At 64.8% G+C, this 23,435-nt stretch carries 21 protein-coding genes; 6 read left to right on the top strand and 15 right to left on the bottom strand.

Annotated elements, in window-relative coordinates; all coding sequences use genetic code 11:
* Window positions 1–37 precede the first annotated feature (37 nt).
* From truD to FFS30_RS12545, 9 genes are all read right to left on the bottom strand, one after another.
* The gene (truD, locus tag FFS30_RS12505) at window positions 38–1,084 is read right to left on the bottom strand and encodes a tRNA pseudouridine(13) synthase TruD (protein ID WP_137913458.1); all 1,047 of its coding nucleotides are present in this window, start codon (window positions 1,082–1,084) and stop codon (window positions 38–40) included.
* Between the two features lie 12 nt (window positions 1,085–1,096).
* Window positions 1,097–1,621, bottom strand: coding sequence for a 2-C-methyl-D-erythritol 2,4-cyclodiphosphate synthase (ispF, locus tag FFS30_RS12510; RefSeq protein ID WP_137913459.1), 525 nt, complete (start codon window positions 1,619–1,621; stop codon window positions 1,097–1,099).
* A gap of 91 nt (window positions 1,622–1,712) precedes the next feature.
* Window positions 1,713–2,453 (bottom strand): 2-C-methyl-D-erythritol 4-phosphate cytidylyltransferase, encoded by a 741-nt coding sequence (gene ispD / locus FFS30_RS12515; protein ID WP_137913460.1) that lies wholly within the window; start codon window positions 2,451–2,453, stop codon window positions 1,713–1,715.
* Window positions 2,440–2,769: a cell division protein FtsB gene (ftsB, locus tag FFS30_RS12520; RefSeq protein ID WP_137913461.1), complete on the bottom strand. Its 330-nt coding sequence runs from the start codon at window positions 2,767–2,769 to the stop codon at window positions 2,440–2,442. Before ftsB ends, ispD begins: the two co-directional genes overlap by 14 nt.
* A gap of 13 nt (window positions 2,770–2,782) precedes the next feature.
* Entirely contained in the window at window positions 2,783–4,087 is a 1,305-nt protein-coding gene (gene eno / locus FFS30_RS12525) for a phosphopyruvate hydratase (RefSeq protein WP_137913462.1), read from the bottom strand.
* Between the two features lie 19 nt (window positions 4,088–4,106).
* Window positions 4,107–4,748, bottom strand: a complete 642-nt coding sequence (locus FFS30_RS12530; protein ID WP_137913463.1) for a LysE family translocator — start codon at window positions 4,746–4,748, stop codon at window positions 4,107–4,109.
* 6 nt (window positions 4,749–4,754) lie between these two features.
* Window positions 4,755–5,180: a hypothetical protein gene (locus tag FFS30_RS12535; protein WP_137913464.1), complete on the bottom strand. Its 426-nt coding sequence runs from the start codon at window positions 5,178–5,180 to the stop codon at window positions 4,755–4,757.
* Between the two features lie 11 nt (window positions 5,181–5,191).
* The gene (gene kdsA, locus FFS30_RS12540) at window positions 5,192–6,004 is read right to left on the bottom strand and encodes a 3-deoxy-8-phosphooctulonate synthase (RefSeq protein WP_137913465.1); all 813 of its coding nucleotides are present in this window, start codon (window positions 6,002–6,004) and stop codon (window positions 5,192–5,194) included.
* Window positions 6,005–6,113: 109 nt separating this feature from the next.
* Window positions 6,114–7,775 (bottom strand): CTP synthase, encoded by a 1,662-nt coding sequence (locus FFS30_RS12545; protein ID WP_137913466.1) that lies wholly within the window; start codon window positions 7,773–7,775, stop codon window positions 6,114–6,116.
* Window positions 7,776–8,016: 241 nt separating this feature from the next.
* Here FFS30_RS12545 and wecB point away from each other — a divergent pair, with 241 nt between their 5' ends.
* The 4 genes from wecB to FFS30_RS12565 are packed head-to-tail and all read left to right on the top strand — an operon-like array spanning window position 8,017 to window position 13,297.
* The gene (gene wecB / locus FFS30_RS12550) at window positions 8,017–9,141 is read left to right on the top strand and encodes a UDP-N-acetylglucosamine 2-epimerase (non-hydrolyzing) (RefSeq protein ID WP_171014585.1); all 1,125 of its coding nucleotides are present in this window, start codon (window positions 8,017–8,019) and stop codon (window positions 9,139–9,141) included.
* Between the two features lie 4 nt (window positions 9,142–9,145).
* A complete protein-coding gene (locus FFS30_RS12555) occupies window positions 9,146–10,261 on the top strand; it encodes a hypothetical protein (RefSeq protein ID WP_137913468.1) in 1,116 nt (371 codons plus the stop codon).
* A gap of 10 nt (window positions 10,262–10,271) precedes the next feature.
* Window positions 10,272–12,521: a glycosyltransferase gene (locus tag FFS30_RS12560; RefSeq protein WP_171014586.1), complete on the top strand. Its 2,250-nt coding sequence runs from the start codon at window positions 10,272–10,274 to the stop codon at window positions 12,519–12,521.
* A complete protein-coding gene (locus tag FFS30_RS12565) occupies window positions 12,518–13,297 on the top strand; it encodes a class I SAM-dependent methyltransferase (RefSeq protein ID WP_137913470.1) in 780 nt (259 codons plus the stop codon). Before FFS30_RS12560 ends, FFS30_RS12565 begins: the two co-directional genes overlap by 4 nt.
* On the opposite strand, the gene FFS30_RS12570 is transcribed toward FFS30_RS12565, so the two are convergent.
* Together FFS30_RS12570 and FFS30_RS23845 are read right to left on the bottom strand one after the other, a co-directional pair.
* On the bottom strand, window positions 13,294–14,283 hold the full coding sequence (locus tag FFS30_RS12570; RefSeq protein WP_137913471.1) for a sulfotransferase: 990 nt from the start codon (window positions 14,281–14,283) through the stop codon (window positions 13,294–13,296). The two genes, FFS30_RS12565 and FFS30_RS12570, sit on opposite strands and share 4 nt — an antisense overlap.
* A 113-nt stretch (window positions 14,284–14,396) precedes the next feature.
* On the bottom strand, window positions 14,397–14,579 hold the full coding sequence (locus FFS30_RS23845; RefSeq protein ID WP_171014587.1) for a hypothetical protein: 183 nt from the start codon (window positions 14,577–14,579) through the stop codon (window positions 14,397–14,399).
* Here FFS30_RS23845 and parE point away from each other — a divergent pair.
* Both parE and FFS30_RS12580 read left to right on the top strand, forming a co-directional pair.
* Complete coding sequence (gene parE, locus FFS30_RS12575; RefSeq protein ID WP_137913472.1) at window positions 14,563–16,479, top strand: DNA topoisomerase IV subunit B; 1,917 nt, start codon at window positions 14,563–14,565, stop codon at window positions 16,477–16,479. The genes FFS30_RS23845 and parE overlap by 17 nt on opposite strands.
* A 361-nt stretch (window positions 16,480–16,840) precedes the next feature.
* Window positions 16,841–17,341: a hypothetical protein gene (locus tag FFS30_RS12580; RefSeq protein WP_137913473.1), complete on the top strand. Its 501-nt coding sequence runs from the start codon at window positions 16,841–16,843 to the stop codon at window positions 17,339–17,341.
* A gap of 15 nt (window positions 17,342–17,356) precedes the next feature.
* On the opposite strand, the gene hutG is transcribed toward FFS30_RS12580, so the two are convergent.
* The 4 genes from hutG to FFS30_RS12600 form a co-directional block, all read right to left on the bottom strand.
* Window positions 17,357–18,142, bottom strand: coding sequence for an N-formylglutamate deformylase (gene hutG / locus FFS30_RS12585; protein ID WP_137913474.1), 786 nt, complete (start codon window positions 18,140–18,142; stop codon window positions 17,357–17,359).
* The gene (locus FFS30_RS12590) at window positions 18,139–20,265 is read right to left on the bottom strand and encodes a tetratricopeptide repeat protein (RefSeq protein ID WP_137913475.1); all 2,127 of its coding nucleotides are present in this window, start codon (window positions 20,263–20,265) and stop codon (window positions 18,139–18,141) included. Before FFS30_RS12590 ends, hutG begins: the two co-directional genes overlap by 4 nt.
* Window positions 20,266–20,292: 27 nt before the next feature.
* A complete protein-coding gene (locus FFS30_RS12595; RefSeq protein ID WP_137913476.1) occupies window positions 20,293–21,549 on the bottom strand; it encodes an FAD-dependent oxidoreductase in 1,257 nt (418 codons plus the stop codon).
* 118 nt (window positions 21,550–21,667) lie between these two features.
* Window positions 21,668–23,377, bottom strand: coding sequence for a D-aminoacylase (locus tag FFS30_RS12600; protein ID WP_137913477.1), 1,710 nt, complete (start codon window positions 23,375–23,377; stop codon window positions 21,668–21,670).
* Between the last annotated feature and the right edge of the window lie 58 nt (window positions 23,378–23,435).

Here is a 23,435-nt window from a genome sequence, read left to right on the forward strand (position 1 = left end):
TAGGCGAGCGCGCAAGGTCCGGATGTGCCGAAATTGCCTATTCGGCCTGGGCGGCCGGCGTCGGAGCTGGCGACGACCAACTGCAGATTTCACGCAGGACCGCGGTGGCATAAGCACCGGCCGGCAGAGAAAAGCCCAGTTCCAGGTCGCGGTCAGTCAACCAATTCGTCGAAAAGTCGGCCGGACGCAGCGCCAGGGCGCGGCGCTCCTGGTTCAGACCGTTCGCTTCGAGGCCCGCTGCGAGCGCAGCATGCTGCGCTATAGCGGCACTTTCGATGAGCGCCACGTCGTCGCCGCTGCGTAGAACGCCCTTGCCCCACAGCGGTCCGGTCAGGCCGATATCGCCCGCGGCGAAGCGCTGCGTCAGCTCCGGCGTCAGCGGCTCCGGCCCGAAAATGCTGTGGGTGCCGGCCAGCATCCACACCTCGCCGGGCAGCGGGCTGCACCAATTGCCGCGTTCGACACGCTCGGCGAGCACGGCATTGAACAGATGCGAGCGCGCGGCCGAGAGCAGCAGGCTGCGTTCATGGCGTTGCACGCGCCGGCCCTGAAACATCGCGTGCGCGCGGTCCACGTTTGCGCCGCCACGGCCGAAGCGCTGCTCGCCGAAATAATTCGGCACGCCCGCAGCGGCGATCGCGGCGATGCGTTCCTGCGTCGCGTCGCGATCACCGGCGACCTCGCGCAGCACGATGCGGAAGCGATTGCCCTTGAGCGCGCCGCGCTTGAGCTTGCGGCTGTGCCGCTCGGCGTCGAGTATGCGGAATTCGTCGTGCGCCAACGCATGCCAGTCCGGGGCGGCCGACTTTCCCGGCATATGCAGCGAGAAGGTCTGCCGCGTCAGCGCATGCCGATCCTTGAGCCCGGCGTAACTGACCGCATCGGGCGCGATGCCCGCATAGCGCGCCAGCTCGCGCGCAACGAAATCGGTGTTCGCACCGCGCTTCTCCACGCGCAGGAACACATGCTCGCCCGCGCCGTCGGCGGCGAAGCCGAGATCCTCTTCGACGAAGAAATCCTCGGGCGTCGAACGCAGCACGCCGGTCAGCGGCGGGCCGCCGTACGCATAGGTAAGCTCATTCACGTTCGCGGGCCTTCAGTTCGGCACGAGCAGGACCACGGCGCTCGCCGCGATGCCTTCACCGCGCCCGGTGAAGCCGAGCTTCTCGCTCGTCGTCGCCTTGATGCCGATCTGTCCGGCGCCGACGCCGAGGTCGACCGCGAGATGCTCGCGCATCGCCTGCGCATGCGGCGCGATCTTCGGCCGCTCGCAGACGAGAGTGATGTCGGCATTGCCGAGCGCATAGCCGTGTTCGCGCATCAGTTCCGCGCAGCGGCGCAGGAACACGCGGCTGTCGGCGCCGCGCCAGCGCTCCTCGGACGGCGGAAAATGCGTGCCGATATCGCCGAGCGCGAGCGCACCGAGGATCGCATCGCACAGCGCGTGAATCGCCACGTCGCCGTCCGAGTGCGCGACGAGACCTTGCGTATGCGCAATGCGCACACCGCCGAGGACGATGTGGTCGCCGGGCCCGAAGGCGTGGACGTCGAGGCCCTGTCCGATGCGCGGGAACCGCGATTCGGGATTCGAGACTCGGGATTCGGGGGAAGAGCCAGCCACTCGCAACTCCAATCGTTGAAGAAACACGCAAACGGGAAAACGTCATGCACAGCGTGGACGGAGCACGTGCACGCACACTCGGGAGCCCGTTCTAGATCGAATCCCGAATCCCGAATCCCGAATCCCGGCCCAACAAAAACTCCGCCAACTCCATATCCGCCGGCGTCGTCACCTTGATATTGCTTTCCGCGCCCTCGACGAGCAAGGGCTTATGGCCGGCGCGCTCCATCGCCATCGCCTCGTCGGTCGCGAGGATGCCCGCCGCGTGCGCGGCTTCGAGCGCGGCGACCAGCTCGCCGTAACGGAACAACTGCGGCGTCAGTGCGCGCCAGCGCGCCTCGCGCGGCTCGGTCGCCACCGAGTGTCCCTGCGCATCGGCACGCTTCAAGGTGTCGCGCAGCGGTGCGGCAAGCAGCGCCCCGCCTGCGGGCAGGCCGAGTTCGATCAGGCGTGAAATGTCGTCCGCGCGCACGCAAGGCCGCGCCGCGTCGTGCACGAGGACGAAATGATCTTTCTGCACCCGATCGTGCAGGGCATGCAGACCGGCCAGCACCGATTCGGCACGCTCGCCGCCGCCGATGCAGGCCGATACGGGCTTGTCGTGCAGCGAGGAAATACCCGGCCAATGCGCATCGTCCGCGGCAAGCGCAATCATCAATCCCGCGATGTCCGCATGCGCGGCAAGCCGCTCCAAGGTGCGCAGCAGCAGCGGCCTGCCGGCCAGCGGCAAATATTGTTTGGGAACGCCGCCGCCGAAACGCGCTCCGCGCCCCGCGGCCGGTACGACGCACCAGAGCCGCACACCGCCGGCCACGCGGTCAGTGCTTGGCATCGTTCTTCTTTTCGGGCGGCGCCGTCTTGTCTTCGCCCGGCGCGGGCTCGACGACCTGATAGAAAATCTCGTCCGGCTTCATCAGGCCAAGCTCGGTGCGCGCGCGCTCTTCGATCGCGTCCTTGCCGCTGCGCAGGTCGTCGACGTCGGCGGAAAGCTGGTCGTTGCGCTGCTTGAGCTTGGCGTTCTCGGCCTTTTGCTCGTCGATCTGCGCCTTGAGCCGCGCGACCTCGCGAAAGCCCCACTCGCCGGCCCAGAGCTGCACGCCCAAGGCCAGGAGCAAAGCCAACAGTATCAGCGCAACCCAACGCAGCACTTACAACGGCCCGTCAGACGAGGCCGGGCAGGTTCGGGAACGCTGCGCGGCCCGCATACGTTGCCGATGCGCCCAGCGCGCCTTCGATGCGCAGCAACTGGTTGTACTTGGCGACGCGGTCGGAACGGCACAGCGAGCCGGTCTTGATCTGCGTCGCGGTCGTCGCGACCGCAATGTCGGCGATGGTCACGTCCTCGGTCTCGCCCGAGCGGTGCGAAACGATCGCGGCGTACTTCGCCTTGTCCGCCATCGCGATCGCTTCGAGCGTCTCGCTGAGCGTGCCGATCTGGTTGACCTTGATCAGGATCGCGTTGGCGATGCCTTTGTCGATGCCCTCGCGGAAGATCGCCGGGTTGGTCACGAACAGGTCGTCACCGACGAGCTGCACTTTCTTGCCGAGCTTGTCGGTCAGCGCCTTCCAGCCGTCCCAGTCGCCTTCGGCCATGCCGTCCTCGATCGTGATGATCGGATACTTGGCGCACCAGCCGGCGTAGAACTCGATCAGCTCCGCCGAAGACAATTTCCGACCTTCGCCTTCGAGGTGATAGGCGCCGTCCTTGTAGAACTCCGAACTGGCGACGTCGAGGCCGAGATAGACGTCCTTGCCGGCCTGGTAGCCGGTCTTGCCGATCGCTTCGAGGATCGTCTCGATCGCCTGCTCGTTCGACTTGAGATCGGGCGCGAAGCCGCCCTCGTCGCCGACCGCGGTATTGAGGCTCTTGCCCTTCAGCACCGACTTCAAGGCATGGAAAATTTCGGTGCCGGCGCGCAGCGCCTCGGCGAAATTCGGCAAGCCGACCGGCAGGACCATGAACTCCTGCATGTCGACATTGTTGTCGGCATGCGCGCCGCCGTTGACGATGTTCATCATGGGCACCGGCAGGTGCAGTGGCGCGCCGGCGGCGAGCGAGGTGTTGATGTACTGCCACAGCGGCTGCTTCTTCGACGCCGCCGCGGCATGCGCGTTGGCAAGCGAGACGCCGAGCAGCGCGTTGGCACCGAGCTTGCCTTTGTTCGGCGTTCCGTCGAGTTCGATCAGCTTCGCGTCGAGACCCTTCTGGTCGACTGCATCGAAGCCTTTCAACGCCGTCGCAATCGTCGTGTTGACGTTGGCCACCGCGTTCTTCACGCCCTTGCCGAGATAGCGCGCCTTGTCGCCATCGCGCAATTCGACCGCTTCGCGCGAGCCGGTCGAGGCGCCGCTCGGCACCGCGGCGCGACCGAACGAACCGTCGGCCAGGGTCACTTCCGCTTCAAGCGTGGGATTGCCGCGCGAGTCCAGGATTTCGCGGGCGAGGATCTGTGCAATTTTCGACATAGTCTCTTTTTATACCCTATCAATGTTGCTCGCTGAGCGCGAGTTTCAAACCCAAACCGACAAACAGTCCGCCGACGGCACGGTTGAACCACGCCGAAAGCACGCCGCTGGCCTTGAAGCGGCGGCTCAGCGCAGCCGCGGACAGCGCGAGCAGGCAGGTCCAGATCAACGCGTTCACGTTGAACAAGGTACCGAGGAACAGGAACGCAAGCGCTTTGTCGGGCGCGTCGGGAACGATGAACTGCGGCACGAACGCGAGAAAGAACAGCGCCACCTTCGGGTTGAGCACGTTGGTCAGAAAACCCTGGGCGAAAATCCGCCACGGCGACAGCGCTTTCACGACCGGCGCGGACGATTGCGTCGCCGCCCCGCGAATCTTGGTGAGCAGCATGCCGACGCCGATGTAGATCAGATACGCGGCACCGGCCAGTTTGACCACGGTGAAGGCCGCAGCCGACGTCGCCAGGATCGCCGAGAGACCGAATGCCGCCGCGAACACATGCACGAAGCAGCCGCAGGCGATGCCCAAGGCCGCGAGCAACCCGGCGCGCGCGCCCTGGCTCGTGCTGCGGCCGATGATCAGCAGATTGTCGGGACCCGGCGTGATGTTCAACAGCAGGCCGGAGACAACGAACAGCGCCAGGTCGTGGATGCCGAACATAAAGTTCTATTTGACCTCGTCCCAAAACAATGAAATTTGATTCTCATCGACAAGTACATGCTCAAGCCTTTTGTAAACCAACTTGTCGTAGCGGTGCGCTCGCACTCTGAAACAAGAAATTTTCTGCTCGCTCTTTAGCTGGTGGAGTCGAGCCAGCAGCTCGTCCGTAGTAAATTTCTCGCCATCGGACGAAAAAACCGTGCCGTCGAAATCCGCACCGCCCGTCCCGTTTTTGCACGCCGGCTTGCCTTTGGTTACGACCGCAAGAATTTCGTCCTTAGCAAATGCAGCCACCGGTTGCCCTTGATCAAGCTCATCCTTGGTTACGGCCTTGCCCCTTACGACGATATCTGGCTTCGAGTCCTTCTGGTCGGCAGCATAAGCCGCAAAACCAAGGCACAGCAAAATAGCCACGCTTGTCGATCGCATCATGCGGTCTATCCCTAGTTCGATTTGGCGACGCGATCCAATGCGATGAGAGTTTCCAGCAGCGCTTCCATCTTGCCGAGCGGCCACGCATTCGGCCCGTCGCTGAGCGCCTTGTCCGGATCGGGATGCGTTTCCATGAACACGCCGGCGACGCCGACTGCGACTGCCGCGCGCGCGAGCACGGGCACGAATTCGCGCTGGCCGCCCGATTTGCCGCCGAGACCGCCCGGCAACTGCACCGAATGGGTCGCGTCGAACACGACCGGGCAGCCGGTATCGCGCATCACCGCGAGGCTGCGCGGATCGGAAACGAGATTGTTGTAGCCGAAGCTCGCGCCGCGTTCGCAGACGAGGATGTCGTCGTTGCCGACCGCCTTGGCCTTGTCAACGACGTGCTGCATGTCCCAGGGCGCGAGGAACTGGCCCTTCTTGATGTTGACCGGCCTGCCGGCGCGCGCGACGTTCTGGATGAAGTCGGTCTGGCGGCAGAGAAAGGCCGGCGTCTGCAGCACGTCGACGACGGCGGCGACTTCGTGCATCGGCGTGTATTCGTGCACATCGGTCAGTAACGGCACGCCGATCTGGCGCTTGACCTCGCCGAGAATGCGCAGGCCTTCTTCCATGCCCGGGCCGCGAAAGCTCGCGGTCGACGTGCGATTGGCCTTGTCGAAGCTCGACTTGAAGATGAAGGGAATGCCGAGCTTGCCGGTGATTTCCTTGAGCTTGCCGGCCGTGTCGATCTGCAATTGCATCGACTCGACCACACAGGGACCGGCGATCAGGAACAGCGGCCGGTCGGCGCCGACTTCGAATCCGCACAAATTCATGGGTTCACCTTGGCGTTCGTCCGTGATCGTGAAATCGAAAAGCGGCCGCCCGTGGCCGCACTTTTCATGCAAAGCTCAGCGCCGCTCCGGCGGCTAGAAATCCGTTCGCTCACGCGGCTCCGGCCAATTTCGGTGCCTCGCGCAGCACGCGCTGCTCGCGCGCGGCGCGAATGAAGCCGAAGAACAGCGGATGGCCGTCGCGCGGCGTCGAAGTGAACTCGGGATGGAACTGGCCGGCGACGAACCACGGATGCTTCTGCGGCGAGAACTCGATCATCTCGACCAGTTCTTCGTCCATCGACACGCCCGAAATGACCAGGCCGAGATCGGCGAACTTCTGCCGGTAGTTGTTGTTGAATTCGTAGCGGTGGCGATGACGCTCGCGGATCACGTCCTGGCCGTACAGCTCGCGCGCCAGAGTGCCGGGCTTGAGCTTGGCCTCCTGCGCGCCGAGACGCATCGTGCCGCCGAGATCGGAATCCTCGCTGCGATGCTCGATTTCGCCCGACGACTTCGTCCATTCGGTGATCAGCGCGATCACGGGATCCTTGGCAAGACGATCGTTCTCGCTCGAATTGGCGCCCGGCAGGCCGGCGATGCTGCGCGCGAAATCGACCACGGCCGCGTGCATGCCGTAGCAGATGCCGAAATACGGAATTGAATTCTCGCGCGCATAGCGTGCCGCGGCGATCTTGCCCTCGAAGCCGCGCTTGCCGAAACCGCCCGGAACGAGAATGCCGTCGACATCGCGCAGCATCTCGGCGCCGCGCGCCTCGATCTCTTCGGACTCGACCCAGCGCAGATTGACCTGCGTGTTCTGCTTGAGGCCGCCGTGGCGCAGCGCTTCGCTGAGCGACTTGTACGCGTCTTTGTGCTCGACATATTTGCCGATGATGGCGATATCGACTTCCTGCTTCGGATGCTCCACCGCCTCGACGACGCGATCCCACTCGGCGAGGTTGGCCGGCTTGGCATCGAGCTTGAGGTGGGCGACCGCGAGTTCGTCGAGTCCCTGCTTGTGCAGCCAACGCGGAATCGCGTAGATCGTATCGACGTCGACCGCGCTGATGACAGCTTTCTCCGGCACGTTGGTGAACAGCGCGATCTTGCGCCGCTCACTGTCGGGCAGCGGCGTCTCGCAGCGGCACAGCAGCACGTCGGGCTGGATGCCGAGCGCACGCAGTTCCTTAACCGAATGCTGGGTCGGCTTGGTCTTGATCTCACCGGCGGCCTTGATGTACGGCACCAGGGTCAGGTGCATGAACATCACCTTGTCGGCGCCGTGTTCGATGCGGATCTGGCGGATCGCCTCGAGGAACGGTTGCGACTCGATGTCGCCGACGGTACCGCCGATCTCGACCAGGGCGACGTCGAAACCGCGCGTCGCCTCGAAGATCGAGTGCTTGATCTCGTCGGTGATGTGCGGAATCACCTGCACGGTCGCGCCGAGGTAGTCGCCGCGGCGCTCTTTGCGGATTACGGCCTCGTAAATCTTGCCGGTGGTGATCGAATTCTTGCCGGTCAGGCGCGTGCGCACGAAGCGCTCGTAGTGGCCGAGGTCGAGGTCGGTTTCGGCACCGTCGTCGGTGACGTAGACCTCACCGTGCTGGAACGGGCTCATCGTGCCCGGATCGACGTTGATGTAGGGGTCGAGCTTCATCATCGTCACGCGCAAACCGCGCGCTTCGAGGATGGCCGCAAGCGACGCCGACGCAATGCCCTTGCCTAGCGAGGACACCACGCCGCCGGTAACGAAAATCAGGGGAGTCATGACGCAGCAGTTTCCGGTGCTGGTAAAGCGACAGTTTACTCCGCTTCCACGTCTCTAGCGAGACACGCGGGCGCCTGGCGCCCGGCTCCAGGTGAAAAAAAATCGTCCAAACCTGCGTCGTTCGGGCACTTTTTTGTCATTTTTCGATGTAATAATATGTGAAGAGATGTGCAAAAAATCCGCAGGGGGATACCAATTGGGGAGGCATAATCGAATTCGCCAGCCGCGGATTGGGTTGGTCGTGGGTACGCGCCCGGAATGCCTGAAGCTCGCGAGCGTGGCCAAGGCTCTGCACGCCTACGGCCGTCGCGCGGCAGTGCTGGTCAACAGCGGCCAGCACCGCGCTATGGTCGAGCGCAGTCTGACACAGCTCGGGCTCAGCGCAGATGACAGTGCCGCACAGTGCGAAAGCGGCTCGCTCTCGGCCACGCTGCAACGCCTGCGCGGATCGATCCGCGACCGCTTGCGTGACTCCGGCGTGACTTTGCTCGTCGCCCAGGGCGACACGAGCACCGCCTACGCGACTGCGCTCGCCGCGCGCGACCTGAACCTGCCTCTCGCCCACGTCGAGGCAGGCCTGCGCACTAACCACCCGCTGCGTCCGTTCCCCGAAGAACACTTCCGCCGGCGCATCGCGCGCCTGGCCGAGTTCCACTTCGCCCCGACCGCAAGCGCCGAACGCAACCTGCTCATCGAAGGCATAGCGCCGACGCGCATCCACCGCGTCGGCCAGACCTCGATCGACTTGCTGCGCGAAGCCGTGCTGAATCCGTGTGCGCCGTCCGAACTGCCGCCGCTATCGCCGACGCGCCACCTGATCGTGCTGACCCTGCATCGCCGTGAGAACTACGGCCGCGGCCTCGATACGGTATGCACCGCCGTGCGCAGCCTGCTCGACGCACGCGAGGACGTCGGCGTGCTCTGTCCCGTGCACCCGAATCCCGCGGTCGGCTCGCGCATCCGTCAGCATCTTTCCGCGCATCCGCGCATCGCGCTGACCGAACCGCTCGACTTCCGCCCGTTCGTCAGCCTGCTTGCACGCGCCACGCTCGCGATCACCGACTCGGGCGGCATCCAGGAGGAAGCGCCCTATCTCGGCACGCCGATCCTGATCGCTCGCGAGAACACCGAGCGTCCCGAAAGTATCGCCCTCGGCGGCGCCAACCTCGTCGCCGTCGACGCGCCGAGCATCGTCGCCGCGGCGCAGCGCCTGCTCGACGCGCCGCGCCCGCCCAAACTTCCCTTCGATGCGCAGGCGCCCTACGGCGACGGCCGTGCCGGCATTCGCATCGCCCGACATCTCATCGCTTTTCACGAAACGGCCGACGCGCACGAGGCGCCCGGCTTGATTCCTCAGATCGCCTGACTCTATGAACGCCTTCACTACTTCGTCGGTCGCCGTGACCGATAGTTTTCTACCGATCCAAACCGCCGGCGCCACCGCCGAACTGCTGCGTCAATGGCTACTGCACGGCCCCGCCCAACTGCGTGAAGGCGACCAGGCCGGCGGCGTCGCCGGAACGATCGGCGCGGACGGCAGGCCGCTCTATGTCTACGCGGAAATCACCGGCTACTACCTGAGCTGGCTTGCCGATGTCGCCGGCGATCACGACGACGCTCTCGTACGTGAGCGCGCGCAGCTTGCGCTCGACTGGTCGGCGCGCAGTTTTCCACTGCCCGGCCACGCGCCGCAGACACGCATCTATCTCGAAGCGACCGAGCCCGACTGGCGCAACGACGCCGCGTTCTTCTTCGATTTCGCCATGCTGCTGCGCGGCATCGATGCGGTGACAGAGGCCGCCATCGCACGGCCCGCACCAACATTGCGCGCGTCGCTGCACGAGCAATTTCTGCAATTTGTGCAAAAAGATACTTTGTTGCCTGCGGTGCAAATTCGCGGTACGCGTGCCTTGCCGCCGCGCTGGTCGACCCTCGGTGGTCCATTCCTGGTCAAGGCGTCTTCGCGCGTCGCCTGGAGCGCACGTCACGCAGCGCTGCCCCACTCTCTCGAAGAGGCGTGTGAGAACGAAAGCCTGCGCTGGGCGAATCAGGCGGCCGACATCGATCTCGGCATGCTGCATCCGACACTGTACTTCGCCGAGGGCCTGCTGCTCTCGCGCCCGCAATGCGCCGATGCGATCGCGGCCTTGCTTCAGCGCTGCCTTGCGCTACAGCACGCGGATGGCTCACTGCCCGAAACCGCCGGCGAAGCAAACGGCAAAGTGCGCAACGACATCCTCGCCCAGGCACTGCGCGTCGGCCTGTTGCTGCGCGAACTCGGCGCCGCACAGGCACCTACGCAGGACGAACTCGATCGGCTCGCGGCCATACTGATCTCGCGCATCGACGCACGCGGCTTCCTGCCGTTCAACGCCGACACCGCAGCGCAGGCGAATGTCTGGGGAACGATGTTCACCGAACAGGCCTTGCGCTGGTACGCCGATCCGGCCGCATCGCCGCGCCTTAGCGCCGCCGCCCTGGTCTGAGCGCATGCCCGTGAGCGACGACGCACGCCGAATTTCACCACTCGCCCGCGCGCAGTTCCTGCTGCGCTTTCTGCCGCTGTATGCGGCCATGCACGCGGCGGACTGGCTCGCGCCGAAGCTGCCGCGGCGTTGGCCGCAGCCGAAACGTGCGTTCTCGTTTGCGAAAGGCATCAGCGTGATCGTGCCCGAACGCGGCACGCCGAGCACGCTCGCCGTCACGCTCGATGCGCTCGCTGCCGCCTGCGCGAAGCTCGATGAGCCGGTGCAGATTATCGTTGTCGTCAACGGCGCGAACCCGGCCGCTTACTCGGAACTCGTCCACAAACACCAGAATCATGAGCTGGCCGCGCAGAACCGCGCTATCGAAATACAGTGGGAATGGGAATTCCACGACAAGCCGCTCGGCTACGACGGTGCAATCGCCGCCGGCCTCGCCAAGGCGAAGTACGCGTGGACTTATCTGCTCAACAGCGACATGCGCCTCGCCCCTGACGCGCTCGCCGAGCTGCTGCCGTATCGGCAGTCGCAGGTATTCGCCGTCACCTCGCAGATCTTCTTCGAAGACGCGAGCCGGCGACGCGAGGAAACCGGCTGGTCCGACTTCGAGCCGCATCACGACAAGCCCGTTGTCTATGAACGCACGCCCGAACCGGGCACGCTTGCGCGCGGCAATCTCTATCCGGGCGGCGGCTCCTCGCTGTGCCGCACCGATCTGCTGCGCCGCTACGTCGCTGACGCGCACGAATACCACCCGTTTTATTGGGAAGACGCCGATTTCGGCGTGCGCGCCTGGAACGAAGGTTGGGAAGTGCTGTTCTGCCCGACCTCGCACGCCTGGCACGGGCACCGCGGCACGGTGAACCGCTTCTATGCGCACGAGGAAATCGAACGCGTCATCGCGCGCAACGCCCAATGGTTCGACATGCGCCATGCGTGGACCACGACCGCGCCGATCGAACAGATCCGCCGTATCGCTGCGCGCGCGCCCGAGCACTGGCACGAATTCACCGGCCTTGCGCGCGCCGTGCGCACGTTTCGCCTGCGCCTGTCGGCGCAGCGCATGCGACTCAAAGGCCTCGCCTACGCCAAGATCACCCAGGACAGCTTCCACGGCCCGCATCCGAGTTACGCCGAACGGCCGCGCGTGCTGCTCGTCACCCCGTTCGCGCTGTTTCCGCCCGCGCATGGCGGCGCGCGACGCATCGCGGAACTCGTTACGCGGCTCGCCGACCGGGTCGATTTCATTCTGCTCGGCGACGAGCGTTCGCTCTATTCGCTTGCCTCTGAACCCTGGCTCCGGCTCGTGCGCGCGACCCATTTGATCGAAGGCCGCGGCGATCGCTCGACCGACGGCCCGATGACTTTGATCGAACGCATGCAGCGCCATGCGTGGCCGGGCCTGCGGCAGAAACTCGAGCGCATGATCGCGCTCTACGATCCCGACATCGTGCAAGTCGAGTTCATGGAACTGGCCCTGCTCGCCGACGAACGCTCCGGGCGCGCACGCTGGCTGCTCGCCCTGCACGATGTCTATCTCAACGGCAATGGCGGCGCGAACGACGCAGAGCAAATTGCGGCGCTGCAACGCTTCGATGCGGTCAGCGCCTGCTCGAACGAAGACGTTGCCTTGCTGCCGAACGCCGACGCCTATCTGATCGGCAACGGCGCGACCGATCGCCGCGCCGATGCGTCACTGTCGCCGCAAAGTCCGACGCGGCTGCTGTTCATGGGGCCGTTCCGCTACACACAAAATCGCGAAGGCATCCTCGCCTTTATCGACCAGGCGTGGCCTGTTTTGAAACGCGACTTTCCCGATCTGCGCCTGACCATACTCGGCGGCGTTGAATCGAAAGCGGTTGCCGAAACCGACCCGCGCCTGAGCCAGGACGGCATCGACCTCGTCTCCGCTTTCGTCGATCCGGCGCCGCATCTCGCCGACTGCACCCTGAGCATCAATCCGCAGCACGACATCCGCGGCTCGTCGATCAAGCTGATCGAATCCCTGCTCGCGCGCCGCGTCTGCGTGAGCACGGCCGCGGGCACGCGCGGTTTCGCCGGCGACGGTCTGCAGGGCCTCGTAGCCGCCGACGACATTGCCGGCATGGCCGCGCCGATTGCGCGCCTGCTCGCCGATCCCGAACTCCGCCATCGTCTCGAAAACGCCGACGACGAGAGACTCGAAGCACATACCTGGAACGCGATCGCCGAACGCCAGCTCGCGCTCTATCGCCATTTGCAACAGAACCATCGAAACCTATGAACGAAAATCTCGATCATGCGAGCACCGGGGTCTGGTCGTACGATGCGATCGCCGACGTCTATGCGACCGATATGGGCAGGAGCATGCCGTTCGACGACGTCGGCTGGTATCGCCGGCTGTGTCTGCGCGAGGGCGGCAAAGTGCTCGAACTCGGCTGCGGCACGGGCCGCATCCTGATCGAACTGCTGCGTGCCGGCATCGACGCGACTGGAGCAGATCGTTCCCTGCCGATGCTCGCGCGCCTGCGCGAGGACGGTCAAAGGCACACTCTGTCGCCGCGCGTCGCGCAGATGGATATTGCCGCGCCAGCCCTGCGCGGGTTGTTCCGCGTCGTGCTGATGCCGTACTCGCTGATCACCTATTTGCGCAGCGCGGCGCTCGCGCAGCAAACCGTGGGTACGCTCGCAACCTTGCTGGAACCGGGCGGCTGCCTAGTTCTCGACGCATTCGTGCCGCAACCAGTGACAAGCTTCGCTGATTTCCGCCGCGACTACCGGCGCGAGCACGACGGCGGTTTCCTCGAACGCCACAAGCGCATCACCGCGAACGCGGACCACACGAACCGCATCGAACGCCGCTACATCCTGCTCGACGAGACCGGCAACGCCACCTCGGAATTTTCCACCGACGAGACGATACGACCTTATCGGGTCGACGAACTCGCCGAATTCGGCGAGTCGGCTGGCCTCAGCGTCGAATCGACGACCTGGGACTACGGCGCTCATGCGGAAGCTGCCGCAGCTCGCTTCGCCACGGTCGTGTTGCGTAACCACTAGGCAGTGCTCAGCATAGGCCGTGTGCTCGCCGTCGCTCCGTTTTGCACGGCCATGTTCCAACCGCCGCGCATACAACTGCGCCGCACGCTCTCGAGTTCGAGCAGCGCCGAATCGGGGCACTCGATCGTAGGGATGTCGGCAATCTCCACCACGCCTTCGCTCTCGCAGCGATCCAGGAGCCACGCGTACAGACGCTGCTGATCGTCACTCAATCGCGCATGCCCGCTTGGCGCGCTGCGATCGAAGCGGCCGTCGATCACGCTGCGCAGGCGCCGTGCGTCGAAGCGCGGAAGCCTTGCGCAACCTTGCGCATTGAGACCGAGCCACAGACGACGCTGTTCCGCTTCAGGCTCTTCGAGCAAACGCGCATAGGAAACGAACAAGGCGCGTTTGCCGGCAAGAGCCGCGAGTGCGCATCGCAAATATTTCTGCCATAGCGCCAGCAGAAAATCGGTCGTGAACGATTCGGGAAAGGCCGCCATCAGCGAAGCGGCAATCTTGCGCGGATCACGCACGATCACGACATGCGCCGGCGCGGCGACGAACTCGTGCCATACGGGCAAGGTCAGGCAAAGTCGCGGATCTTTGATCGCGAGCGTCGAATCGTGACGCCGCATCGTGCCGACGATACTGCGCAGATTTCCCGCGAGATTATGCCGGCGGCTTTCTGCCACTTTTTCCAGAGAGAAGTTGGCAATCGTGGCCCAACTGCAACCGCTATCCTTCAGAAAACGATCATGCTCAGCAATGACGTCCGTACGTTCCCAGAAACCAGTCGGATTGATGCTCGGATGCGGAGGCACCAATTCGCGTTCTTCGCCGACGAAAGCCCCCATCAGACTGATCGCGTGCGCCAATACTGACGTACCTGAGCGATGCATGCCGACGACGAGAATGATTTTCGAATCCAGCGAAGAAGATGTTTTTGCTTCTGGATGGTCCATCGCTCTGTTTTTCCAGGGATCGTATGGATCGGCAATCGTCACGCGAGCCCGCCGGCTGGACCCGCGCAACCATCACCCAGGGGTAGTCAACGGCGTCAAATACGTTTGGTTGACACCCAGCAGGCGCGCGATCGCGGAATTGATGTAAAACTCTGTTAGCGTGCGAACTCTGCGACCCCGCGGCCGAATCTGCGGATCGACTTGATCGAACAGCGCACAATCGTCACTATTCGCGGCTTGTTTTCGCGCCCTGCGGCAAGCGCGGAGAACCCGCCGGCATTCATGCCGGACTTGTCAACAAAAACAAACGAAACAATCAGGATGAGCAGCAAATACAACGCAGCGGATATCGAAGTCCTCTCCGGCCTCGATCCGGTCAAGCGCCGGCCCGGCATGTACACCGACACCTCGCGGCCGAACCATCTGGCCCAGGAAGTCATCGACAACTCGGTCGACGAAGCGGTCAACGGCCACGCCTCGACGGTCGAAGTGATCGTGCACGCCGACGGCTCGGTCGAAGTCAGCGACGACGGCCGCGGCATGCCGGTCGACATCCATCCGGACGAAGGCCGTCCCGGTGTCGAGGTGATCCTGACCAAGCTGCACGCAGGCGGCAAATTCTCCGGCAAGAACTACAAATTCTCCGGCGGCCTGCACGGCGTCGGCGTGTCGGTCGTCAACGCGCTGTCGCAGCGCGTCGAGGTGACAATCCGCCGCGACGGCCAGATCCATCGCATGGACTTCAAGGACGGCGAGCGCGCGAGCAATCTCTCTGTCGTCGGCACCGTGGCGAAGAAGCAGACCGGCACGACAGTGCGCTTCTGGCCCGATCCGAAGTACTTCGATTCGCCGAAGATCAGCCTGTCCAAGCTCAAGCACGTGTTGCGTGCGAAAGCGGTGCTCTGTGCCGGCCTCAGCGTCCGCTTCAGCGACGAGGCCAGCGGCGAAAAGGAAGAGTGGCATTACGAGGACGGCCTTTCCGACTATCTCAAGTCGATGCTCGGCGGGAATGAGTATCTGCCTTCCGATCTCTATCAAGTCTCGCTCAAGCGCGACAAGCACGAGGTCGATTTCGCCCTCGCGTGGCTGCCCGAGGGCGAGCTGACCCAGGAAAGTTACGTCAACCTGATCCCGACCGCGCAGGGCGGCACCCACGTCAACGGCCTGCGCACCGGCCTCACCGACGCGCTGCGCGAATTCTGCGATATCCGCAATCTGTTGCCGCGCGGGGTGAAGCTCGCCCCCGAAGACGTCTGGGACCGGTTGTGCTTCGTGCTTTCGCTCAAGATGGAAGAGCCGCAGTTCTCCGGCCAGACCAAGGAACGCCTGTCTTCGCGCGACGCCGCGGGCCATGTCGAGAACGCAGCGCACGACGGCTTCTCGCTGTATCTCAACCAGCACACCGACATCGGCGAGAAGATCGCCCAGCTCGCGATCGAACGCGCGGCGCTCAGGCTCAAGGCCGAGAAGCAGATCGTGCGCAAGAAGATCACCCAGGGCCCGGCGTTGCCCGGCAAGCTCGCCGACTGCGCGGCCAGCGATCTGACGCGCACCGAGTTGTTCCTCGTGGAAGGCGATTCCGCCGGCGGCAGCGCCAAGCAGGCGCGCGACAAGGACTTCCAGGCGATCCTGCCGTTGCGCGGCAAGATCCTCAACACCTGGGAAGTCGAGTCGGGCCAGGTGCTGTCTTCGCAGGAAGTGCACGATCTCGCCGTCGCGATCGGCTGCGATCCGGGCAAGGACGACATCTCCGGCCTGCGCTACGGCAAGGTCGTCATCCTCGCCGACGCGGACTCCGACGGCCTGCACATCGCCACCCTGCTCTCCGCCTTGTTCGTGCGCCATTTTCCCAAGCTCGTGCGCGAAGGCCATGTCTTCGTCGCAATGCCGCCGCTGTTCCGCGTCGACGTCGGCAAGCAGGTGTTCTACTGCCTTGACGAAGCCGAGCGCGATGCGATGCTCGAAAAGATTCAGCGCGACAAACTCAAGGGCGCGGTCAACGTCACGCGCTTCAAGGGCCTCGGCGAGATGAACCCGTCGCAGTTGCGCGAATCGACGATCGATCCCGACACGCGCCGCCTGGTCCAGCTCACCGTCGGCCTCAGCGTCGACGGCAGCGCGATCGAGGGCGACGACGGCACCAGCAAGGTCATGGACATGCTGCTGTCGAAGAAGCGCGCGGCGGATCGCAAGGAGTGGCTGGAAACCAAGGGCGACCTGGCTTCGTTGGAAGTGTAGACGCGGAGGAATGCCGTCGTGCGCCCATCGGTGCATGACGCTCCCTCTCGTTGCCCGCTTCGTCATTCCAACCTCGCGCGCGCCGCCCACGCGCGCGAAATCGCTTCGGCAACTCTCTTTGCACTTTTCGACCTCATCGCGTGCGATGGCTTGCTCGGCCGTACGCTTGCCGCGCCAAATGCCAAGCACGTGCTTAAAGCAACGCCGCTTTGCAGAGCCGCTCTGCGCCTATCGATGCGCCGGATGACCGGCCGCTAAACCGCGCCCGCGCGCGAATCAACGCTTTGCAATTCTTTACGCGCGCTGGCTGCGCGCCGTGATATCAAGGCGCCGTCGCTTTCCACAGCACAAGGAGTGTTTCATGTTGATTCGACACCTGCGCGCACGCCTCGCCACCCTCGCCTTCTGCGCTTTCGTGCCGTTCTTCGCATCGACCGATGCGGCGGCGGAGAATCTTGTGGGGTCGCCCGTGATTTTCCGCAGCGGCGACTGGACCGTGCATCGCACGAAGGACGCGATGACCGACAAGAACCTCTGCACGGCGATCTACAAGAACGACTACGGCATCCAGCTCGGTTCGCACTCGCTGGCCATCGCCGTTGCGGACGGCCTAAAAAGCGTGACCTTGCGCTTCGATGACGATTCGGCGCGCGAAATGCGCCTGCCCAAACGCTCCGAGCATGCGGTGAGCGCGATCAATATCGAAGGCGCAGACTTCGAGCGCGTACAGCAGTCCTCGCGCCTGCGCTATCGCGTGCTGACCGGCACCGACAACGTCGTCGAAGGCGACATCGATCTCAGCGGCGCAAAAGACGCCTACCGCAACATCGAGAGCGGCTGCCTCGGCGAGCCGATCTCCTGAATTCTCGCGTCGGCGCTACTCGGTCGCCAAGGTGGTTTCGAGCAGACGGCGGATCAGCGCCTGAGTCGGCGCGGCGAGATCCTCGCGATACGCGAACGAGTCTTCGTCCATGTAGTTGAGCTGGGCGAGTTCGAGCTGCACCGCATCGACGCCGTGCGCGGGATCGGCGTAATGGCGCGTGATGTAGCCGCCCTTGAAGCGGCCGTTGACGACAAAAGTATAGTTTTTCTGCGCGGCCAGCACCGCTTCGAGCCGGCGCTGCAGTGCCGGCGAACAGCTCGCTCCGGCCGCGGTGCCGAGATTGAAATCGGGCAGGCGGCCGTCGAACAGGAACGGCACGACCGAGCGGATCGAATGCCCTTCCCAAAGCACGGCGCGGCCGTGAATCGATTTGATCCGCACGATCTCTTCGGCCAGCGCCGCGTGGTACGGCCGCCAGTAGCGTTCGATGCGTTGCGCGATTTCTTCGGGCGACGGTTCCTGTCCCGCCAGATAGACCGGCTCGCCCGAGAACTGGACGGTCGGACAGAGCCCCGTCGTGTTCTGCCCCGGGTACAACGAGACGTCGTCGGGCGGCCGGTTGAGATCGACGACGTAGCGTGAATACGTCGGCGCGATCACCGATGCGCCCAGTTCGCGCGCGAAGGCGTACAGGCGCGAGACGTGCCAGTCCGTATCGGGCACGCGCCGCGCTTCGGGCACGAGACGCGCGGCGATGTCGTCGGGCAACGCCGTGCCGTCGTGCGGCAGGGAAACCAGCAGCGGCGCCGTGCCGCGCTGCAAAGAATATGTTTCGCTCATTCCGCTTGTTCCTTTCTCAATTCGTCGCGGCACCATCGCCGCCAGGCTTCGCGCAGCGCCGCGCTCAATTCGCGCGCATGCCGGTCAGCGTCGCAGAGCGTCGTCCGCATGCGTTCGCGCAAACCGGAGCGCAGCTCGCTGAGCCTCGCGCGATCGTTGGCCAGACCGAGCGCACGGCCCACGTAATCGTCGGCATTTTCGGCGATCAGGTCTTCGAGGCCAAGCGCCGTCAGCAAGCTGGCGCTCTGCCGGCTTACCATCGTCTCGCCGATCCGCGTGACGACCGGCACGCCCATCCACAAGGCATCGAGGCTGGTCGCGCAGCCCGAAAACGGAAACGGGTCGAGCGCGATGTCGACCTCGGCATACGCCGCCAACGCCTGCGCCGGCGAGCCGTAGCCGAGCAGTTCGAGACGCTCGCCAGCGATGCCGTGCTTTGCACAGCGCGTGAGGAAATGCGCTCGCTCATCGTCAATGTCGAAGGCGCGTGCTTTCAGGCGCAGAGTGCTGCCCGTCGCGCCCGCGAGAATGCGTGACCACGCCGCGAGAACCTCGTCGTTGACCTTGTTGATGCGATTGAAACCGGCGAAACGCAAAGCGCCGCCGGCGCGAGCCGAGACGGCCGGCGCGTCGGCCGGCGGCGTTTGGCAGAGGCGCCCCGACGGCAAGGTCAATACGTGCTCGCTGTAGTGCTGTGCGAGCGAGGGCGGGCTCAGCACCGCATCGCTGATCAGCACGTCGACGGCAGCGCTGCCGCTGCTGTGGAAATAATCGAGCCAGGTCACCTGCACCGGTGCCGGTCGCCGCGCCAACGCGCGCAGGCGATTGCCGGGGCTGTGCCCGCTCAGTTCGACGAGCACGTCGATGCGGTCGGCGCGGATCGCCTCGCACAGCGCTGCGTCATCGAGTTCGTCGACGCGGCGCCACTCATCGGCCGCGGCGCGGAAACGCGCGGTGCACGCATCGTCCACGCCGCCCGAATCGTAGAGCACGTGCTGCGCTTCGCTGCGGTCGAACTTCTCGAGCGCGGAGAGAAAAAAGTTCGCGACCAACCCCGTGAAGAACCGCGGCGACAACCAACCGATGCGCAGCGGCCGATGCGGATCGGCATGCGGCGTCCGCGCCGGCCAGCACGGCGCCAGCGCCGGCATATGCCGCGCCGCCCAGGCGCGATGTGCCTCGGCCACAGCAGCGGCAGACGCGGTCGGATCGTGCTGCATCGCAATCAACGCAGCTTCCCCGGCAACCGCATCATCGGGCACGATTTCACCGATACGCCGATACTCTGAAATGGCTGCCACTGCTTCGCCGCGCTCGGCGAAGATGCCGGCACGCAGCATGCGCGTGGCGCGATGCCAGGGTACCGCCTGCAGCAACGTATCGGCCGCCGCGAGCGCACGGTCGGTCTCACCCTTCTGGTCGAGCAGACCCGCGGCACCGTAGCTTCGTTCGATATCGTGGCGATAGCGCACCTCTTCGTCGTCGGGCAGTTCCCGACGCAACTGCGAGAGTACGCGGAAGGCCAATGTGGACTGTCCGTGTTGGCCCAGCAGCCACGCCGCATTCAGCGCCAACGACCGCTCGCCGGCGAGAGCCGGCAACGACGCACTTGCGCGCACCTCGAGTGCACCGAACTGACCGAATGCCGCCGCCGCAGAAAACCACTCCAGCAGCGCGCGCGCGTGTTGAGGCCGCAGGGCGCTTGCGCGCGCGAAAGCCGATGCCGCGCCGGCCATATCGCGTTGCGCGCGCAGCGCGAGGCCGAGATTGAACCAGGCACCGAATGCCTGCGGATCGGCTGCCGCCGCGGCGCGCGCATCCTGTTCGGCCGCCACATAGTCTTCATGCGCCAGGTGAATCGTCGCGCGATTCGCCAGCACGGCCGCAGCACGCGGCGCGTCGACCGCGCCGAGTGCGCGCCCGAGGAAGTACAGCGCCCGCGCCGCATCGCCACGCTGATGGTGGAGCATACCGAGCATGTGCAGAGCGTCGACGTGCCGCGCGTCGATCTGCAGCACGTTCTCATACGCCGCTGCCGCCGCGTCGAGATCGCCGCGCCGGTGTGCGGCGAGGGCCGACTCGAACTGGCCGCGCAGTGCGTCGTCCGACTGAGGCAAATTCATGCGAAAGCCAACCTCGCGCAGGAAAGCCTAGAGACCGAAGCGCGCCGGCGAGAACGTCGCAGCATTGAGCGCCGTTTCGCCGCCGGCGAACAGTTGCGCGACGAGTTCGCCGGTCGCCGCCGACATGGTGACGCCGAGCATGCTGTGGCCGGTCGCGAGGGTCAGATTCTTAATTTTTGCGGTGCGTCCGATGATCGGCAGATCGTCGTACGTCATCGGCCGCCAGCCGTACCATTCTTCGACCACGGCCGGCCCTTCGGGCTCGATCAGATATTCCGCGGCAGCGCGCTTGAGCGCATCGAGCCGCGCGCGGTTGAGCGACGTGTCATAGCCGGCGAACTCCATCGTACTGCCGAGACGATAGCCCGAACCCCAGCTCGTCACGCAGACGCTGCGTTCCTTCAAGGTAAGCGGAATACGCGGCGCGCGCGGCGATTGCGTGTAGGTTATCGAATAGCCCTTGCCGGGTTGGATCGGAATGCGCAGGCCGAGTTGCTTCGCCGTGTGCGGCGACCACGAGCCGAGCGCGAAGACGATTTCGTCCGCCGCGAACTCGCCACGATCGGTCAGCACCGCACCGATACGCTCGCCTTCGTTACGGAAACCGTTGACCTTCGTGGATTCGTGAATTTCCGCGCCGTTCGCCTTGACCACGCGCGCGAGTTCGGCCGCGTAGCGGTCGGGGCGCAGGCGCGCATCGCCCGGATTCCAGTAGCCGCCGACGATGCTGCCATTGAGTGCGGGCTCCATCGCGCGGCAACTCGCGGCGTCGATACGTTCCATGGCGATGCCGCAGTCGGCGAGCGTCTTCGGCAGATCGCGTGCTTCCTCGAACGCGGCCGCGTCGCGGTGTACATAGAGCGTGCCGCTCTCAGCGAATTCGCAGTCGAGTCCTTCCGCGCGCACCAGGCCGCCGATCAGTTCTCGCGAGCGCAGCAGCAGCGGCCCTTTCGCGCGCGCGAGACGGTGGTAGTCGCTCCAGTTGCAGCGCCGCGCGAACTGCAGCATCCACTCGAACAGTTCGAAGTCGAGCCGCGGCGCGACGCGGAACGGCGCATCGGGCGTGAGCATCCACTTGAGGGCCTTGAACACCATGCCCGGCTGCGACAGCGGCGGCGCGTGGCTCGGCGTGAGCGTGCCGCAGTTGCCGTGCGAGGAGCCGCTCGCCAGCGTGTTCTGTTCGAGAATCGTCACGCCGCGCCCCGCCTTGAGCAGATAGTAGGCGCAGGCGAGGCCGATGATGCCGCCGCCGAGAATCAGAACGTCTTTCTTGTTCGAGGTCATTTCAGCTCAAAAGAAACGTTGGACACGAATCAACGCGGACATACACGAATGAAAGAAAACCAAATCGTCATCCATTCTTGTGCGTGCTCATCCGTGCAGGCCCGTGTCGAAACCGCTTCTATTTCCATCCCGACCAACCGGGCCCGCGCACGAACTGCCCAGGCTTGGCACCCGTATGCTCGCCGTCTTTCAGCACCTGCACGCCGTTGACGAACACATCGCGCATGCCGGTCGCGTACTGCTGCGGCCGATCAAACGTCGCGCGGTCGCCGACCGTCGCCGGATCGAAGATCACGATGTCGGCAAAATTGCCCGGCTTCAGCTCGCCGCGATCGCGCAGTTTGAGGTTCTTCGCCGACAGCGAGGTCAGGCGCCGCACCGCTTCGGGCAGAGTGATGACGTGTTCCTCGCGCACGTACTTGCCGAGCACGCGCGCGAAATTGCCGTAGGCGCGCGGATGCGGCTGGAACTTGAGGAAATCGCCCTCGGGCGCGTACGAACCTTCGTCGGAACCGAAGGTCATCCACGGCAGCGCGACCGCCTGCTTGACGTTGTCCTCGGACATCAAAAAATACACTGTGCCGACGCGGCTGCCGTCCTCGATCACGAGGTCGATCGCCGTTTCCGCTGGCGATTTTCCGCGCATCTTCGCGACTTCGGCGAGGCTCTTGCCGGTCAGCGGTTTCAGCTCGGGATTCTTGAACTGAACCAACAGGATGTTCTCCGGCTTGCCCGAAGCGAGGTACAAGTTCTCCCAGGCATCGGTCGGCGTATTCATCTCCTTGACCACGCGCTTGCGTGTCTTCGCGTCCTTGAGGCGCTTGATCCACTCGTCGAGCCCGCCCTCCTGCACCCACGGCGGCATCGCCGCATCGAGGCCGGTGGCGCCCGCGGCGTAGACGTACATGTTCGCCGAGATATCGAGACCTTGTTTGCGCGCGGCTTCGATGCGCGCGATCGCCTGCGCCTGCTTCGGCCAGTTGTCTTTGCCGCCGGCCTTGAAGTGATAGAACTCGCCGTGCACGCCCGCCGCGCTGGCGATGCGGATCAGCTCGTCGGCGCTCTGCAGCAGGCGCGCGCCCTCGCTGCGGATGTGCGAGATATAGCCGCCGCCGAATTCGCCGGCGGCCTTGGTGATCGCGATCAATTCGTCGGTCTTGGCATAGAACGCCGGCGCGTAAATCAGCGACGAGCCGACGCCGAGCGCGCCTTCGCGCATCGCCGTGCGCGTCAACTCCTGCATATTGGCCAGCTCCTGCGCGGTCGGCGCGCGATCGGCATAGCCGACCTCGTGGATGCGCAGCGTGGTCGCGCCGACGAAAGAAGCGATGTTCGGCGCGATGCCGTGTGCGGCGAGCGTCTCCATGCCCTCGCCGAAGCCGCTCCAGGTGATCGGATATTTCAGATCGGCCTGTTGCTTCTGCGCGGTCTCGCGCATCGTCGGGGTGAGCGGGCCGAGCGATTCGCCTTCGCCGAACACTTCGAGGGTCACGCCCTGCTTGAGGTCCGACATCGAGCGATAGTCGACGAACAGCGAGTCCGGTGCCCACGACAGCATATTGATGAAGCCGGGCGCGACGGCGAGGCCCTTCGCATCGACCTCGCGCGCCGCATGCGCCTTCGACAGATCGCCGACCGCGACGATGCGCTGGCCGCGCACGCCGACGTCGGCCGCAAGCGGCGCGCCGCCGCTGCCGTCGTAGACGCTGCCGTGGCGGATGATCAGATCGTAGTCGGGCGCGACGGGTTTCGGCGTCGCGGCCGGCGGCGTCTGGCAGGCGGTAAGGAGAACTACAGAAACAGCGGCAAGACCAAGAAGTCGACGCATGATTCACTCCGCAACGGCGGGCTCATTGTTCGCTTCCCCCGTTGGCGGAAGAAGGCGG

Source organism: Rudaea sp. 3F27F6 (genome assembly GCF_005503555.1).
Taxonomy (GTDB): Bacteria; Pseudomonadota; Gammaproteobacteria; order Xanthomonadales; family Rhodanobacteraceae; genus Rudaea.

What these genes read in the sequence shown, in the direction of transcription:
- ispD (WP_137913460.1), bottom strand. Translation starts at nt 2,453, where the DNA reads ATGCCAAGCACTGACCGCGTGGCCGGCGGTGTGCGGCTCTGGTGCGTC.
- eno (WP_137913462.1), bottom strand. Translation starts at nt 4,087, where the DNA reads ATGTCGAAAATTGCACAGATCCTCGCCCGCGAAATCCTGGACTCGCGC.
- FFS30_RS12530 (WP_137913463.1), bottom strand. Translation starts at nt 4,748, where the DNA reads ATGTTCGGCATCCACGACCTGGCGCTGTTCGTTGTCTCCGGCCTGCTG.
- FFS30_RS12535 (WP_137913464.1), bottom strand. Translation starts at nt 5,180, where the DNA reads ATGATGCGATCGACAAGCGTGGCTATTTTGCTGTGCCTTGGTTTTGCG.
- kdsA (WP_137913465.1), bottom strand. Translation starts at nt 6,004, where the DNA reads ATGAATTTGTGCGGATTCGAAGTCGGCGCCGACCGGCCGCTGTTCCTG.
- FFS30_RS12545 (WP_137913466.1), bottom strand. Translation starts at nt 7,775, where the DNA reads ATGACTCCCCTGATTTTCGTTACCGGCGGCGTGGTGTCCTCGCTAGGC.
- FFS30_RS12555 (WP_137913468.1), top strand. Translation starts at nt 9,146, where the DNA reads ATGAACGCCTTCACTACTTCGTCGGTCGCCGTGACCGATAGTTTTCTA.
- FFS30_RS12565 (WP_137913470.1), top strand. Translation starts at nt 12,518, where the DNA reads ATGAACGAAAATCTCGATCATGCGAGCACCGGGGTCTGGTCGTACGAT.
- parE (WP_137913472.1), top strand. Translation starts at nt 14,563, where the DNA reads ATGAGCAGCAAATACAACGCAGCGGATATCGAAGTCCTCTCCGGCCTC.
- FFS30_RS12580 (WP_137913473.1), top strand. Translation starts at nt 16,841, where the DNA reads ATGTTGATTCGACACCTGCGCGCACGCCTCGCCACCCTCGCCTTCTGC.
- hutG (WP_137913474.1), bottom strand. Translation starts at nt 18,142, where the DNA reads ATGAGCGAAACATATTCTTTGCAGCGCGGCACGGCGCCGCTGCTGGTT.
- FFS30_RS12590 (WP_137913475.1), bottom strand. Translation starts at nt 20,265, where the DNA reads ATGAATTTGCCTCAGTCGGACGACGCACTGCGCGGCCAGTTCGAGTCG.
- FFS30_RS12595 (WP_137913476.1), bottom strand. Translation starts at nt 21,549, where the DNA reads ATGACCTCGAACAAGAAAGACGTTCTGATTCTCGGCGGCGGCATCATC.
- FFS30_RS12600 (WP_137913477.1), bottom strand. Translation starts at nt 23,377, where the DNA reads ATGCGTCGACTTCTTGGTCTTGCCGCTGTTTCTGTAGTTCTCCTTACC.